This window comes from Streptomyces sp. NPDC042102 (assembly GCF_055582305.1).
The window spans coordinates 1,006,621-1,021,977 of the sequence record NZ_JBVJDL010000003.1 but is presented as its reverse complement, the minus strand read 5'-3'; the positions used below and the strand labels follow the sequence as shown (position 1 = coordinate 1,021,977).

General features: G+C 71.8%; 15 protein-coding genes. 7 read left to right on the top strand and 8 right to left on the bottom strand.

The features are described from left to right. Nucleotides 1-23 precede the first annotated feature (23 nt). Genes ACZ6KO_RS17955 through ACZ6KO_RS17935 form a run of 5 tightly spaced genes read left to right on the top strand, consistent with a single transcriptional unit; the run spans nucleotide 24 to nucleotide 3,241 of the window. Nucleotides 24-719, top strand: coding sequence for an energy-coupling factor ABC transporter permease (locus ACZ6KO_RS17955; protein ID WP_469304890.1), 696 nt, complete (start codon nucleotides 24-26; stop codon nucleotides 717-719). Continuing rightward, entirely contained in the window at nucleotides 719-1,096 is a 378-nt protein-coding gene (locus ACZ6KO_RS17950; protein WP_469304889.1) for an energy-coupling factor ABC transporter substrate-binding protein, read from the top strand. Before ACZ6KO_RS17955 ends, ACZ6KO_RS17950 begins: the two co-directional genes overlap by 1 nt. 4 nt (nucleotides 1,097-1,100) lie before the next feature. Next, nucleotides 1,101-1,850, top strand: a complete 750-nt coding sequence (gene cbiQ / locus ACZ6KO_RS17945; protein ID WP_469304888.1) for a cobalt ECF transporter T component CbiQ — start codon at nucleotides 1,101-1,103, stop codon at nucleotides 1,848-1,850. Next, nucleotides 1,847-2,680, top strand: coding sequence for an energy-coupling factor ABC transporter ATP-binding protein (locus ACZ6KO_RS17940; RefSeq protein WP_469304887.1), 834 nt, complete (start codon nucleotides 1,847-1,849; stop codon nucleotides 2,678-2,680). Before cbiQ ends, ACZ6KO_RS17940 begins: the two co-directional genes overlap by 4 nt. Before the next feature lie 9 nt (nucleotides 2,681-2,689). Beyond that, nucleotides 2,690-3,241 (top strand): PadR family transcriptional regulator, encoded by a 552-nt coding sequence (locus ACZ6KO_RS17935; protein WP_469304886.1) that lies wholly within the window; start codon nucleotides 2,690-2,692, stop codon nucleotides 3,239-3,241. 37 nt (nucleotides 3,242-3,278) lie between these two features. Here the strand turns inward: ACZ6KO_RS17935 and ACZ6KO_RS17930 are convergent, their stop codons facing one another. Continuing rightward, nucleotides 3,279-3,491 (bottom strand): EF-hand domain-containing protein, encoded by a 213-nt coding sequence (locus ACZ6KO_RS17930; RefSeq protein WP_469304885.1) that lies wholly within the window; start codon nucleotides 3,489-3,491, stop codon nucleotides 3,279-3,281. Nucleotides 3,492-3,802: 311 nt separating this feature from the next. Here ACZ6KO_RS17930 and ACZ6KO_RS17925 point away from each other — a divergent pair, with 311 nt between their 5' ends. Both ACZ6KO_RS17925 and ACZ6KO_RS17920 read left to right on the top strand, forming a co-directional pair. Beyond that, complete coding sequence (locus tag ACZ6KO_RS17925) at nucleotides 3,803-4,519, top strand: tRNA-dependent cyclodipeptide synthase (RefSeq protein WP_469304884.1); 717 nt, start codon at nucleotides 3,803-3,805, stop codon at nucleotides 4,517-4,519. Continuing rightward, on the top strand, nucleotides 4,500-5,747 hold the full coding sequence (locus ACZ6KO_RS17920) for a cytochrome P450 (RefSeq protein WP_469304883.1): 1,248 nt from the start codon (nucleotides 4,500-4,502) through the stop codon (nucleotides 5,745-5,747). The genes ACZ6KO_RS17925 and ACZ6KO_RS17920 overlap by 20 nt, the downstream gene beginning before the upstream one ends. A 107-nt stretch (nucleotides 5,748-5,854) precedes the next feature. Here the strand turns inward: ACZ6KO_RS17920 and ACZ6KO_RS17915 are convergent, their stop codons facing one another. The 7 genes from ACZ6KO_RS17915 to ACZ6KO_RS17885 form a co-directional block, all read right to left on the bottom strand. Continuing rightward, entirely contained in the window at nucleotides 5,855-7,042 is a 1,188-nt protein-coding gene (locus tag ACZ6KO_RS17915; protein ID WP_469304882.1) for a YncE family protein, read from the bottom strand. Continuing rightward, entirely contained in the window at nucleotides 7,039-7,827 is a 789-nt protein-coding gene (locus ACZ6KO_RS17910; protein WP_469304881.1) for a polysaccharide deacetylase family protein, read from the bottom strand. Before ACZ6KO_RS17910 ends, ACZ6KO_RS17915 begins: the two co-directional genes overlap by 4 nt. Nucleotides 7,828-8,202: 375 nt before the next feature. Then, entirely contained in the window at nucleotides 8,203-8,706 is a 504-nt protein-coding gene (locus tag ACZ6KO_RS17905; protein ID WP_401452634.1) for an ATP-binding protein, read from the bottom strand. Nucleotides 8,707-8,960: 254 nt separating this feature from the next. Continuing rightward, nucleotides 8,961-9,728: an enoyl-CoA hydratase/isomerase family protein gene (locus ACZ6KO_RS17900; protein WP_469304880.1), complete on the bottom strand. Its 768-nt coding sequence runs from the start codon at nucleotides 9,726-9,728 to the stop codon at nucleotides 8,961-8,963. Between the two features lie 84 nt (nucleotides 9,729-9,812). Continuing rightward, a complete protein-coding gene (locus ACZ6KO_RS17895) occupies nucleotides 9,813-11,030 on the bottom strand; it encodes a L,D-transpeptidase (protein WP_469305013.1) in 1,218 nt (405 codons plus the stop codon). A gap of 190 nt (nucleotides 11,031-11,220) precedes the next feature. Further along, complete coding sequence (locus ACZ6KO_RS17890) at nucleotides 11,221-13,896, bottom strand: choice-of-anchor A family protein (RefSeq protein WP_469304879.1); 2,676 nt, start codon at nucleotides 13,894-13,896, stop codon at nucleotides 11,221-11,223. A gap of 129 nt (nucleotides 13,897-14,025) precedes the next feature. Then, a complete protein-coding gene (locus ACZ6KO_RS17885; RefSeq protein WP_469304878.1) occupies nucleotides 14,026-15,273 on the bottom strand; it encodes a L,D-transpeptidase in 1,248 nt (415 codons plus the stop codon). Between the last annotated feature and the right edge of the window lie 84 nt (nucleotides 15,274-15,357).

Here is a 15,357-nt window from a genome sequence, read left to right as displayed (position 1 = left end):
GGTGCTGGAGAGGTCTCCCGCTCATGCATATAGCCGAGGGGTTCCTGCCCCCTTTGCACGCGGCCGCCTGGGGCGCCGCGTCCGCTCCCTTCGTCGTCCACGGCGTCCGCGCGCTGACCCGTGAAGTGAAGGCGAACCCGGAGAGCACCCTGCTCCTCGGCGCGTCCGGGGCCTTCACTTTCGTCCTGTCCGCGCTGAAGATCCCGTCCGTCACGGGCAGTTGCTCGCACCCGACCGGGACGGGGCTCGGCGCGATCCTCTTCCGGCCACCGGTCATGGCGGTGCTCGGGACGATCACCCTGCTCTTCCAGGCACTGCTGCTGGCGCACGGCGGCCTGACCACGCTCGGCGCGAACGTCTTCTCGATGGCGATCGCCGGCCCGTGGGCGGGGTACGCGGTCTACCGGCTGCTGCGCAGGTCCGGCGTCCCGCTCATGGTGACCGTCTTCTTCGGCGCGTTCTTCGCCGACCTGGTCACGTACTGCGTCACCAGCGTGCAGCTGGCGCTGGCGTTCCCCGACCCGGGCTCCGGTTTCGCGGGCGCGCTCGCGAAGTTCGGGGGGATCTTCGCGGTGACGCAGATCCCGCTGGCGGTCAGCGAGGGCCTGCTGACGGTGCTGGTGATGCGGCTGCTGATGCGGTCCAGCAAGGCGGACCTGATCCGGCTGGGCGTCGCGAAGCTCACCGGGTCGAAGTCGAAGCAGGAGGCGGCGGTCTGATGTCGAGGAACGCGAAGATCAACACCCTGCTGCTGCTCCTGGTGGCGGCGCTGGCCGTGCTCCCGCTCGCGCTGGGGCTGGGCGAGGGCAAGGAGGAGCCGTTCACGGGCGCGGACGCGCAGGCGGAGGCGGCGATCACCGAGCTGAAGCCGGATTACGAGCCGTGGTTCTCGCCGCTGTACGAACCCCCGTCCGCGGAGATCGAGTCGGCGCTGTTCGCCCTCCAGGCGGCGATCGGCGCGGGCGTGCTCGCGTACTACTTCGGGCTGCGCAAGGGCCGCCGCCAGGGCGCGGCGGAGGCGGCCGGTACGACGGGGACGGCGGGCGCCGGGGAGAGCGCCGCCGTGACCGCGGCGGCCGGGTCCGCGGAGTCCTGAGCCCGTGCTCCCCATCGACGCCGCCGCGCACAGCAGCCGCTGGCGGGGCCGTCACCCGTTGGAGAAGGCCCTGCTGGGGCTGGGTCTGACGGTGACGGCCGTCTGCCTGCCGCCGTGGCCCGGCGCCCCGCTGGTGGGCGCGGCCACCCTGGCCGTGCTGCTGGGCCCGGCGGGGGTGGGCCGGCGGCAGCTGTGGCGGGCCTTCCGCATTCCGCTGGGCTTCTGCTGCACGGGCGCCGTGCCGCTGCTGTTCGCGGTGGGCGGCCCGGCGGGCTGGGTCGCGCCGGCCCCGGACGGGCCGCGGCTGGCCGCGGAGTTGCTGCTGCGCACCTCGGCGGCCTCGCTCGGCGTGCTGCTGTTCGCCTTCACCACACCGATGTCGGACGTGCTGCCGCGGCTGGTACGGGCGGGGGTGCCGGCGCCGGTCGTGGACGTGGCGCTGGTGATGTACCGGATCGCCTTCCTGCTCCTGGACTCGCTGGCCAAGGTGCGCCGGGCGCAGGCCGCCCGGCTGGGGCACACCCACCGGGCGGCGGTGTGGCGTTCGCTGGCCGGACTGGCGGCGACCTCCTTCGTCCGGGCCTTCGACCGCGCCGCGCGGCTCCAGGACGGGCTGGCGGGCCGGGGGTACGACGGGACGCTGCGCGTCCTGGTGCCGCCGGCCACCCTGTCGTGGCGGTTCCTGGCCGCGTCGGGGGCGCTGCTGAGCGTGGTGGTGGCCACGACGTACGTACTGAAAGGGCTGTATCTGTGACGCCGTTGGTGGAACTGTCGGGCGCGGGGTTCGCGTACGAGGACGGGCCGCCGGTGCTCAGCGGCGTCGGCCTCGCGCTGCGCGAGGGCCGGGCGCTGGCCCTGCTGGGCCGCAACGGCAGCGGCAAGACCACGCTGATGCGGCTGCTGAGCGGCGGGCTGCGTCCGGCGTCGGGCGCGCTGTCCCTGGACGGTGTGCCGGTCTCCTACGACCGGGCGGGCCTGACGCGGCTGCGCACGTCGGTGCAGCTGGTGGTCCAGGACCCCGACGACCAGCTGTTCGCGGCGTCGGTGGAACAGGACGTGTCGTTCGGGCCGATGAACCTGGGGCTGCCCCGGGAAGAGGTCCGGGCGCGGGTCGAGGCCGCCCTGGCGGCCCTGGACATCACGCACCTGCGGGACCGCCCCACCCATCTGCTCTCCTTCGGCCAGCGCAAGCGGGCGGCGATCGCGGGGGCGGTGGCGATGCGGCCGCGCGTCCTGATCCTGGACGAGCCGACGGCCGGGCTGGACCCGGACGGCCAGGAGCGGCTGCTGGACACCCTCGGCGCGCTGTCCGGCACCACGGTGGTGATGGCCACGCACGACGTGGACCTCGCGGTGCGCTGGGCCGACGACGCGGCCGTCCTGACCCCGGCGGGCCTGCGGCTGGGGCCGGCCGCCGACCTGCTGTGCGACCCGGAGCTGCTGACGGCCGCGGGCCTGCGCCAGGCCTGGTCGCCGGCGGTCACCGTGTTCCTGCGCGCCCACGGCCTGCTGGCGCCCGGCGCACCGGGCCCGCGGACCCCGCAGGCCCTGACGGCACTCCTGGGCGGCCGGGCGCATCCCTAGGATGGCGGCATGTCGCTGCCGCACGCCATCCTCACCGCCCTGCTGGAGAAGCCGTCGTCCGGGCTGGAGCTGACCCGGCGGTTCGACAAGTCGATCGGGTACTTCTGGTCCGCGACGCACCAGCAGATCTACCGCGAGCTGGGCAGGCTGGAGGAGGCCGGGCTGATCCGGGCGCTGCCGAGCGCGCAGCCCGCGCGCGGACAGAAGAAGGAGTTCGAGGTGCTGCCGGCCGGGTCGGCGGAGCTGGCGCGGTGGGTCGGCGAGAGCCAGGACCCCAAGTCGATCCGGGATCCGCTGCTGCTGCGGATGCGGGCCGCGGCGGTGGTGGGGCCGCAAGGGCTCGCGCGGGAGCTGCGCCGCCACCTGGAACTGCACCGGCGCCAGCTCGCGGTGTACGAGGCCATCGAGGCCAAGGACTTCCCCCCGGAGCGCGACGCCGACGAGGACCGGCTGCGCCGGCTCGTCCTGCACGGCGGTACCGGGCTGGAGACGTTCTGGCTGCGGTGGCTGGAAGAGGCCCTCGCCGAGGTCGAGGACATGACCCGGGAGGACGGCGGCTGAGGGGCTGCCCCGGCCGCCGTCCTCCCGGGCGGTGTGCCTACTTGTTCAGGGAGTCCCAGAACTCGTCGAAGCTGAGCAGCTTGTCGCCGTTGCTGTCCTTGGCGGCTATCACGGCCTCCGCGACCGGGCCGGTCACGGCGAAGTCGCCCATCGCGGCCATGGCCTCGCGGTACTCGTCGGCGGTGACGAAGCCGTCGCCGTCCTTGTCGAAGCGACCGAACGTCGCCTTGGCGCTGTCGATGTCCGCCACTGGGTCCACCCCTTCTTGGTGCGTGTTGACCGGCTCAGCGTAGCGGCCCTCCGACACACCCGGCGGCCTCGGGGCCCGGTCGAGCGGCAGACAGAAATTCCATTCCCCTTCCCGCTCATTGCCGGAGCCGTTCCGGCATGCCTTCCGCAGCCCTTCCAAGGGCCTTCCGCAATGCGGAAGCTATAATTCCAGCCAACAATTCGGACCTGCACTTGTCACGCTCCGGGGCCACCGCATAACGTACGGGCACAGCCGCCACACCGGGAGCGCAGGGCTCCCAGGGACAAGCGGCTCCAAGGGCGATCACATAGGTGACGATCACAGCTGAGACATCATTCGAAGTCCTGCCCTTCACCCGCGCTTGCCGCCATATCTGGGAAGACGGCGACCATGTGCTCATCGGCGTGAGTCCCGGAAACAGCTACTTCAGCGCCGACCGCATCGCAGGCCTGGCCCAGTGGGCCACCACCCGGTTCGCGCAGGTGGACTTCGTGTACGCCGACCTCCACGTGGACCGGATGTTCGCCGCGTTCGGCTATACCCCGGAACACGCGGACAAGCGCGCCACCAAGGAGATCAAGGCGGTTCGCCGACGGATTCTCAAAGGCATCGAGGAATCCGGACCCCCGCAGGCCGAGATCCGCGTGAGGGCCCTCTCCGAGTTCGCGGAGAATCCCGTCTATCAGTTGCTGCACCGGCGGGTGCTGCATTTCCTGGAGACCGACGACGAATTCCGTAAGGGCTGCGAACAGATGGCCCTGCACTTTGTCGGCTCGAAGTTGCCCGAAGGTGAATCCATCACAGACGGACAGTTGCAGGTCTGTTTCGACTACATGGCCGCGGAACTTCCGTTCTTCGTGGACACCCCGAGCATTCTGGACGTCCCGTCCTCCGTCGCCGCGTACCACGTGAAGATGCCGCTGACCGACGTGCTCTACGCACGCGGCGGGGGCCTGCGCGCCACCCGGAACCAGGCATATGCCGTCGTAAGGCCCGAAAGGAACGTCGTTGAGTACCGAGCAGCTTGAGAGCCCCGCGAGCCAGGAGCCACAGCCGCAGCCGCTTCTCGACTTCCCGCTCTCGCGCCGCGGTGACGTCCTGCCCCAGGAGTGCTCCTGGCTGCGCGAGAAGGCCCCGGTCGCCCGGGTCCGCACCCTCACCGGGGACACCGGCTGGCTGGTGAGCAGCTACGCGCTGGCCAAGCAGGTGCTGGAGGACGAGCGGTTCAGCCTGAAGGACACGGCCGACGCCGGCGCTCCCCGCCAGTACGCGCTGACGATCCCGCCCGAGGTCGTCAACAACATGGGCAACATCAACAGCGCGGGCCTGCGCAACGCGGTCATGAAGGCGCTGAACCCCCGCCAGAAGGGCCTGCGGGAGCAGCTGCGCGCCCGGGCGGACGAACTGATCGACGCCATCGTCGCCGAGGGCGCCCCGGCCGACCTCCGGGCGGGGTTCGCCGACCCCTTCTCGGCGGCGCTGCACTGCGAGGTGCTGGGGGTCCCGTACGAGGACTGGCGGCGCCTGATGTCGGGGCTGGACGTCGCGTTCATGACCGCACGCGAACCGTTCGCCGACTCGGCCCTCAACTGGTACAAGGACGTGGCCTACTTCGCCGGGCAGCTCCACCACCAGCTCGCACGCGAGCCCGAGGAGCGTACGGGGCTCCTCGGGAGGTTCGCCGGGCTGAAGGAGGCCGACCCGGAGTCGGCGCACCTGACCGACGACATGTTCGCGACCGTCGCCGTCTCGCTCTTCGGCGCCGGCGCCGTCTCGACCTCCGCCTTCCTGGTGCTGGCCGTGCTCGCGCTGCTCCAGCGGCCCGAGCTGATCGGCTACCTGCGCGCCCACCCCGAGCGCATGGGGAAGGCCGTGGACGAACTGCTGCGGTGGAACCTGTCGGTGGGCGACGGCCTGCCGCGCATCGCCCTGGCCGACATCGAGCTCGGTGACGTCACGGTGCGCGAGGGCGAGCTGGTCCTGGTCCTGCTGGAGGGCGCCAACTTCGACCCGGCGGCCTTCGAGAACCCGGACGTGCTCGACCTGGAGCGGGAGAGCGCCAACGCCCACCTCGCCTTCGGCGGCGGCCGGCACTTCTGCCCGGCCTCGGCGCTGGGGCGGACCCACGCCGAGATCGCCCTGGAGGCGCTGGTCGAGCGGCTGCCCGGGCTGCGCCTGGCGGTTCCCGCCGAGAACCTGGTGTGGCGTACGGGCTTCATCAAGCGGCTCCCGGAGCGGCTGCCGGTCGCCTGGTAGCCGCCCGCCCGGCCACGGGGCGGTGCTCCGGGGATCCCGTCCGGTCCCCCGCCACCGCCCCGTCCGTCACGGCGGCCGGGCCACGCCGAGCCACGCCGAGCCCGCCGTCAGCGGAAGATGCCGGTGTGCCCCAGCGAGTAGCGGCCGGGCTGCGGGTAGACCGCGAGGCCGTGCGGGCCGCCGCCGACCGGGATCCGGGCCAGCTGCTGCCCCGTGGTGGTGTCGATGGCGTAGACCTCGTTGTCGTAACGGCCCGAGAGCCACAGCACCTTGCCGTCGGCCGAGACCCCGCCCATGTCGGGGCTGCCGCCGTCCGGCAGCTCCCACTTCTTGGTGAGCCTGTTCTGCCGGAAGTCGAAGACGGAGACGGTGCCCTCGCCGCGGTTGGAGACGTACATCTCGCGCGAGTCGCGGCTGACGTACAGCCCGTGGCAGCCCTTGCCGGTGGGCAGCAGCTTGGGCGTCTCGAACTTCTCGCCGCTGAGCACCCACATGCCGTCGGCCATCATGTCGGCGACGTAGAAGGTCCTGCCGTCGGGCGAGATCTTCACGTCCTGCGGCATCGCGCCCTCGAACGGCAGCTTCTGCTGGCCGACGACCTCCATCTTCTCGGTGTCGACCTTGAGGAGTTCGCCGGAGAACTCGCAGCTGACGATGAAGTAGCGGCCGTCGGCGGAGAAGTCCGCGTGGTTGACGCCGAAGCAGCTCACCGGGACGGTCTTGACGCGGTCCATGGTGTGCGGGTCGCGGAAGACCAGCTCCCGGTCGAGCGAGGCCATCACCACCGCGTACTTGCCGTTCGGCGTGAAGTACAGGTTGTACGGGTCGTGCACCTCGACGGCCTCGCCGGCCTCGCCGGTGGCGGGGTTGATGGGGGTCAGCGTGTGCCCGCGGTTGTTGTTGACCCACAGGGTCTTCATGTCCCAGGACGGGACCACGTGCTGCGGCTGCACCCCCACCGGGATGGTGTCGATGACCTTGTACGTCGCGGGGTCGATGACGGACACCGTGTTGGAGTTGGTGTTCGGCACGTACACCCGGGACGGGAAGTCCTTGACCACCGGCGACAGCCGGCCCGGCCGGTCGGCGGCGTACACGTCGTGCGGGTCGAGGAGCGGCGGCATCCCGGGCAGGCCGGGCGGGGCGGCGGGCACGGCCTTCTCGGCCCGGCCCACGCCCTTGGATCCGAGCGCCTCGGGCCGGGAGGCGTCCCCGGCCCCGCAGCCGGCCAGGGCGGCGAGGACCAGACCGGCGAGCAGCACGGTGGCCTTCCGGGGAAGGCGGGTGGTCGTCATGGGGTCAGCAGCTCCGTGGTGGTCACGGCGCGCAGGTTGCGGCGCGCGAGTTCTTCGAGGAGGGGCGGCATCGCGTCGACCGTGTCCGCGTAGCCGAAGTGCAGGCTCACCACCGATCCGCTGCGGATCGTCCCGGTGACGTTGCGGATGACGGCCGCGGCGCCGGGCAAGGTGAAGTCGAGGGAGTCCACGTCGTACGACAGGACGTGCGGGTAGCCGGCCCGCTGCGCGAGGCGCTGGACGAGCGGGGTGGCGTACTGGCCCTGGGAGTGGCGGAACCAGGAGCCGATCGATCCGGTGAGCCGTTTCAGGCGCTGCGCGCAGCCGGTGATCTCGGCGTACGCCTCGTCCTCGGGCAGCGCGTTGATGTCCAGGTGGTGCAGGGTGTGGTTGCCCAGTTCGTGGCCGCCGTCGAGGATCCGGCGGGCCAGGTCCGGGTGGGCGTCCAGCCAGGTGCCCACCGCGAGGACGGTGACGTGCGCGCCGGCCTTCTCGGCCTCGGCCAGGACCGAACGGGCGGTGGCGGGGTCGCCGTTGCCGTGGAACGTGAGCGCGACGCGGGGCCGCTCGCGCGGGCCGTGGTCGATCTGGGCCGGCAGGCCGGCGAACCGGCGCGGCGCGGGAGCCGCCGCAGGCTCGCGCGCGGGCGGCTCGCGGCCGGGGGGCGGGGCGGCCGGCGCGGCGGGGGGTGTACGGGCAGCCGTGCCGCAGCCGGCGGCGAGGAGCCCGGAGGCGGCCGCGACCCCGACGCGAAGGGCCGTGCGACGGCCGGGATAACTGAGCACCTGCCCATTTAAGGGGCGGGAAGCCCGAAAGGTAATGATTGACCCAATTCGGGACGTCCGTCGACACCGGACGGACACCTATCGTTCCGCTCTGCGATCAACGATTTACGCACGGCGGTCGATAGTTATTCATGGATTGCGAGGCAGGTGGCCCATCTCACCTAGGATTCAACGCGAAACTCTTCCGATATACACACTTATGTCCGACTCGGGACTTTTGGTGATCGAGCGGTTGTCTGCCATAGTCGGAACCACGACTTCCCCATTGACCCGAGCGAAGTCATCGACGCCGAGGATCACACCCCCTTCGATCCTCGGCCCACCATGAAGCCCTCGCAGCGCCCCACACCGGCGACCGGGGGCTTCAGGCGTTCTTCAGCGGTCCGCCACCCGCATCTCGAACCAGGTGGTCTTGCCGCGCGGCAGCAGATCGGCGCCCCAGCGGTCGGAGAGCTTGTCGACGAGGAAGAGCCCCCGCCCCGTGGTGTCCATCTCGTGGACCGGCATCAGACAGGGCAGCCCGCGCGAGGGATCGCGCACCTCGACGCGGATCCAGCCGCGCCGGCGCAGCAGCCGCAGTCCGAAGGAGCGCGCGCCGGTGTGCCGGACGGCGTTGCCCACCAACTCGGAGACGAGCAGCACGGCGTGCTCGGCGATCTGCGGCGACAGACCCCAGAGCCGCACCACCACGCACTGGGTGAGCCGGCGCGCGGTGCTCGCGGACTCGGGCAGGGACGGCAGCGTCACTTCCGCCTCGGCCGGGTTCCCGTACAACTCCAGTGCCTTCAGGCCCTGTTCGTCCTCAACAGCCGCCGTCGGTCGTAAGGCGGCAGCGCCGCTGCGCTGCCGCGGTTGTTCCACACCTTCCAGGCCCGCCATGAACCCATCATGGACGGCGCGGGTGCCCGTACGTGCCGTTCCGCGCGAAAAGACCCCCCGCACCCCTCGCCCCGCGCGGGCCGCCACGGCATATGACACGGGCACTCATGATGCTGCTATGCCCGGCCTGACCTGCGGTGACGGAGCGGAGGGCGACCATCACCGTGAGTGGATCTTCCGGCGCGCTTAAGGCTGTCTTAAGGCCTGGCTAATCCACCCACAGGGATGATCGCGGGTCGTGACGGGCGGTGAACTCAGACGAACTTCGCCTTGCCGGGGCCCTCTTCGACGAAGCTCCGCATCCCGCGCTCGCGGTCCTCGGTGGCGAACAGGCCCGCGAACCAGGTGCGTTCGATGGCGAGCCCGGTGTCGATGTCGGCTTCCAGACCGGCGTCCACGCACTCCTTGGCGGCCCGCAGTGCGATCGCCGGACCCTGGGCCAGCTTCGAGGCCCACGCGTGCGCCTCGGCGTACACCTGGTCCGCGGCCACGACCCGGTCCACCAGGCCGAGGGCGAGCGCCTCGTCGGCCTTGACCATCCGGCCGGTGAAGATGAGGTCCTTGGCCCGCGACGGCCCGATCAGCCGGGACAGCCGCTGGGTGCCGCCGGCGCCCGGGATCAGCCCGAGCAGGATCTCGGGCTGCCCGAGCCGGGCGTTCTCGGCGGCGATCCGGTAGTCCGCGCACAGCGCGAGCTCGCAGCCGCCGCCCAGCGCGTAGCCGGTGACGGCCGCGACGACCGGCTTGGGGATACGGGCCACGGCGGTGAAGGAGTCCTGCAGGGCGCGGGAGCGCGCGACCATCGCCGCGTGGTCCATGGCCTGCATCTCCTTGATGTCCGCGCCGGCCGCGAACACCTTCTCGCCGCCGTAGAGGATCACCGCCCGGACGTCGGCCCGGTCCGTCGCCTCCACCGCCAGCTCGCGCAGGCGGTCCTGGGTGGCGATGTCCAGGGCGTTCATGGGCGGCCGGTCCAAGCGGATGGTGCCGACGCCTTCGGAGACTTCGAGAGAGAGGGTCATACGGGGAAGGTTAGCGGCGGTTAACGCGAAGTGGCCCGGTGCTGTGGGTCACAGCACCGGGCCACGCGCGGCCGTCCGCGCCGGCTACTTGATCCACTCCGCCCAGGGCATGTTCCAGCCGTTGAGGCCGTTGTCCGGGGCGATCTGCTTGTCCTTGGAGTTCTTCACGACCACCACGTCGCCGATGATCGAGTTGTTGAAGAACCAGGCCGCCGGGGCCTCGTCGTCGTACGCGCCGCGCACGTCGCGCAGACCGATGCAGCCGTGGCTGACGTTCTGGGAACCGAAGGTGCTCGCGGAGGCCCAGTAGTTGCCGTGGACGAAGGTGCCCGACTGCGACAGGCGCATCGCGTGCGGCACGTCGGAGATGTCGTACTCGCCGCCGAAGCCGACGGTCGCGCCGTTCATCCGGGTGACCTTGTACTTCTCGCTGATCACCATCTGGCCGTTGTACGTGGTCGTCGCCGGGGCGCCCGCGGTGATCGGGACGTTCTTGATGACCTGGCCGTCCCGGACGACCTCCATCTGGTGGCTGCTCGCGTCGACCGTGGCGACCTGCGAGCGCCCGATGTTGAACGTGAAGGTACGGGTCTGCTTGCCGTAGACGCCGGGCCGGCCCTCGACGCCGTCGAGGCCCAGCTTGACCGTCACCTTGGTGTTCGGGGCCCAGTAGTTCTCGGGGCGGAAGTCCAGGCGGTCGTTGCCGAACCAGTGGCCCTCGATCTGCACGGGCGGCTCGGCCGTGACCTGGATGGCCTTCTCGACGGCCTCGGGGTTGGTGATGCCGCGGCTGAAGTTGATCGAGACCGGCATGCCCACGCCGACGGTCGCGCCGTCCTCGGGCTGGTAGTGGCCGACGAAGGTGTTCTTCGGGGTGAGCGTCGTGAAGGTGATGTCCTTGGCCGACTCCCGGCCGGCGCCGTCCTTGGCGACGGCGTGCACCTTGTACTCCGTGGCGGCACCGAGGTGGCGGACGGGCTCCCAGCTGCTGCCGTCGGCGGCCAGCTTGCCCTCGACGGCGTTGCCCTTGGTGTCGGCCACGGTCACGGTGGTGAGCTTGCCCCCCGTGCTGGATATCTTCAGGACGCCGCTGGTCTCCACTTCCTTGGCGCCGTCGTCCGGCTTGATGCTCACGACGGCCTGCGAGGCCTCGTTGCCGGTGCGGGCGGCGCCGCTCGCACCGCTGCCCCCGCCCTTGCTGTCACTGCCGGCGGCGCCACCGCTGCATGCGGTGGTGACCAGCAGCGCCGCCCCCAGCAGCAGTGCCGACAGGCCGGTACGGATGCGTCCGTGAGGCTGCACCTTCACGCTCTTCTCCCCATGTCCCCCGCGCGCATACAGACCGCGCGCATGACGACAGGTAATCACATGGGGGGATCACGAAGAGAAACGGTCATGTCACCATTCCGTCCCAAGTGGTCGCAGCGCCGTGCGCCGGCACGGCGGGGTTCACCGCACCGGCGCACCGGCGATGCGTCAAAACCGGGCGGAATCAGGCGTGTGCGCGCCTGCCGGAACCCTTGCCGGAACCCTTTCCGGAGCCCTTGCCGGGCCGCTTGGCACCCGCCTTGGCGGGGGCCTTCCGGGCGGCCTTCGCGGCCTTCGCGGCCTTCGCGGCCTTGGCGGCCTTGGCGGGCGCCTTGCGGGGCGCCGTACCGGGCGGCTCGCCCTGCGGCTTGGCCTGCGGCTTGGCGTGCGCCTTCGCGTCCGGCCCCATGCCCGGCAGGTACGGCAGCGCGGGGTGGTCGCCGTGCTCACCGTGCTCGTCGCGGCCGCCCTCGGCCCGCTTGTTGTAGACCTCCACCACCCGCTCGTGGTCCGGGGTGCGGCCGTCCAGCTGGAGCGGTCCGGTCACCGGCTCCTCCGGCAGGACGTACCCTTCGGGGGCCTCCGTCTCGCGCAGGTAGTACCAGCCCTCGGCCAGGTTCCAGAACTCGCAGACCCCGTGCCGGTTGGTCTCGCACTCGGGCCCGATCCGCTCGTCGGGGTTGCTGCCGGCGGTCTGCAGGCCCCGGACGCGGTTGGTCTCCCGCCACAGCTCGAACACCGTGCCGCGCAGCGGGCGCTTCTCCTTCGGGTCCTTCTTGACCACGACGATCTTCCCGTGGAAGCGGGTGTTGACGGCGCCCACCGAGACGCCCTGGGCCGCGTTCTCGGCGGTCAGCACCAGCGGACCGGCCACCGGGTTCGCGGGCAGGACGTACCCCGGCGGCGGGGTGATCTCCCGCCAGTAGTACGTGCCCGGCTCGACGGTACGCGCGCACGTGGCCGCCGGCAGCGAGGTGACGCAGTCGTCGCCCACCTTGGTGTCGGGGGTGTCGCCCCCGGTCTCCAGCGTGGTGTTCCCGTTGGTCTCCCGCCACAGCTCGAAGACCGCGCCCGCCAGCGGGGCGCCGTCGGGGCTGGTCTTGCGTACGGAGACGCTACCGGGCACCGGCGGCGGCACCGGGCGGTTCACGGCCGTGATCCCCACCCCCTGTCCGGCGTTGGCGGCGGTCAGCGTGAGCGGCCCGAACACGGGGTTCACCGGCAGCTGGAAGCCGGGCGGGGGTGTGACCTCCCGCCAGTAGTACGTGCCCGGCTCGACCGTGCGCGCGCAGGTGCCCGCGGGCAGCTCGGTCGTGCAGGTGTCACCCACCCTGGTGTCGGGCGCGTCCCCCGCCACCTGGAGCCCCCCGACGCGGTTGGTCTCGCGCCACAGCTCGAAGACCGCACCCGCCAGCGGGGTGCCGCCGGCCCCGTCGGTCTTCAGGACCCGGACCTCGCCGCGCACCGGGGTGTTCACGGCCCGCACCAGCACGCCCTGGGCCGCGTTCTCGGCCGTCAGCACCAGCGGACCGGCCACCGGGTTCGCGGGCAGGGCGTACCCCGGCGGCGGGGTGATCTCCCGCCAGTAGTACGTGCCCGGCTCGACCGCGCGGCCGCAGATGCCCGCGGGCAGCGCGGTCGTGCAGTCGCCGCCCACCTTGGTGTCGGGCGCGTCCCCCGTCACCTGGAGCCCGTCGACGCGGTTGGTCTCGTGCCACAGCTCGAAGACCGCGCCCGCCAGCCGGTTGCCCTGCCCGTCGACCTTGCGGACCGCGACCTCACCGGTCACCGGGACCGCTCCGCACGCGGGCAGGTCGCCGGTGAAGGGGTAGGCGTGGAACTCCTGGCCGCCGCCCCCGGTGGCGGTGCTGGTGTGGGTGAGCGAGCCGGTGCTGAAGAACCGGCCGTTGAAGCCCGGCAGGGTGACCGTGGTCTGCGAGGCCGGGTTGCCGACCAGGACGGCACCCTGGAGCTGGCCGCTGCCGTGCAGGCCCACGGTGGTGGCGTCGGGGAAGTTCCACAGCAGCCGCTGCCGGTAGGTCTGCTCGCCGCTGAAGGTGACCACCGCCCGGTCGGCGCCCAGGACGTTGACCAGGATCGTGGCGTTCGGCGGAATGCTCGCGAACCGGATGCCCTGGGCGACGCGGCCGGGGGCGGCGATGTCGGCGTCGAGGTTGAAGACCTGGAGCGGCGAGCGGCCGTCACCGGTGAAGAGGGTCTCGAAGCGGTTCTGGGTGACCGTGCCGGTGGCGGGCCGCGGCGCCCCCTCGGAGCGGGCGTAGCACTGGCTGGCCGTGGCGAGCTCGGCGCGCAGGTGCGCGTACGGGGCGGCCGCGGCGGGGTCCTGGACCACCCGCGTGGCACTGACGGCGCCGGTGCCGGTACGCGGCCCGGCGTGCCGGACGACGCCGCCGTCGGCGATCAGGGTCTCGCCGTCCGCGACGGCGAGAGCGCCGCCGGTGGTCAGGAAGTCGGACCGCAGCGGCGGCTGCACCTGGGAACCGGCGCCGACGATGCCGACGTTGTAGACGCGGGAGAACCCGTCCGCCTTGTCCTGGTCGAAGGAGCCGAGGACGACGACCCGGCCCTCGGCCTCGGCGGCGCGCTCGCGGACCTGGAAGTCGCCGCCGACGAAGATGTTGATCCCCGCGTCCCGGCCGAGGGCCGGTCCGGTGTGGACGTCCTCGTAGCTGTCCGGGCACTCGGGTCCCACGCACGGGCCGAGCCCGCCCGGGAGCGGGGCGCGTACCGCGGCGGCCCACGCGGGAGCGGTGTCCGCCGCGTCCGCGGGCACGGCGGACACCAGCACCGCCGCCGTCGCCGCGAGGCCGAGACCCAGGCGGGTGCGCCTGGTCCTCACGGCCGTCCTTGCTGTCATGACACTCCGTCCGTCGCCTGCCAGTGGTGCTCCGACAGGCTGGCGGGAGCGTCGTACGCAAGTGCGCGAGGCGCACCCCGTACTACGGCATTCCGATCACACCGATCACCCTCACGTGAGCGCGGAGCCGGCGATCCAGTCCACCCAGGACAGGTTCCAGCCGCCCAGTCCGTTGTTCGCGGCGACCGTCTTGTCCTGCGAGTTCACCACCTCCACGACGTCGCCGACGAGGGTGCGGTCGAAGAACCAGCCGGCCGGGGTGTCCGAGCCGCCGCCCTTGTCGTCGCGCAGGCCCACGCAGCCGTGGCTGACGTTCTCGGAGCCGAAGGTGGCGGGGGCGGCCCAGTAATTGCCGTGCAGGAAGGTCCCGGAGGCGGTCAGCCGCATGGCGTGCGGGACGTCGGGGATGTCGTACTCGCCCTTGCCCGCGTCGTTCTTGAAGCCGACGGTGGCCCCGTTCATCCGGGTCACGTCGAACATCTCCATGACCACCATCTTGCCGTTGTACGTCGTCGTCTTCGGCGCGCCCGCGGTCACGGGGAGGGTCGAGAGCAGCTCGCCGCCCCGCCGGACCTCCATGGTGTGGGCGGCGGCGTCGACGGTGGAGACCTGGTGCCGGCCGACGGTGAAGCGGACCTTCTTGCTCTGGATGCCGTAGGAGCCGCGGGCGCCCTCGACGTCGCGCAGCTTCATGTCGATGGTGACCTCGGTGCCCGGCTTCCAGTACTCCTTGGGCCGGAAGTCGAGGCGGTCGTCGCCGAACCAGTGGCCCGCGACCTCGACCTTCGGCTCGGCGGTGATGGTGATGGCGCGTTCGACGGCGGCGCGCTGCTCGATGGAGCGGTTGAACCGGAACGAGATGATCATTCCGGTGCCGACGGTGGAGCGGTTCTCGGGCTTGAAGTAGCCGATGAAGCGCTCCTCGGGCACGAAGGTGGTGAAGGTGGTGTGCCGGGCCTGGCGCCGGTCGTGCCCGTCGACGGCGACCGCGTCGACCGTGTACTTGGCGGCGAGCGCCAGCTTTCCGTACTCCGGGTCAGGACTCCAGCTGAGGCCGTCCTCGGCGACGGCGCCGGGCACCTCCTCCGCTTGCGCGTCCTCCACCTTGGTGACCTTCACCCGCTCCAGCCGGCCCTCGGGCACCGACACGCTCAGCGGGCCCTCGGCCGGCACGCCCTTGGCGTTGTCCTCGGGGCTGATCCGGATGGCCTCCTCCGGGGAGCGGGGTTTGCCGGGCAGCTGGATCTCGACGGGGGACCGGCCGTCCCCCGTGCACCCCGACAGGCCGCCCAGCAGGCCCGCCCACGCCGCCACCGCGGCCAGGGCGGCACGCCGCCGCCCCGCCGCCCGCCTCGACATCACAAGTCTCACGCCCGTCCAACGACAGCGCCCCTCCAGGGGAAACGTGAGTGCGGCCCAGGTTCCGGGCAGAACAGTGGGAAG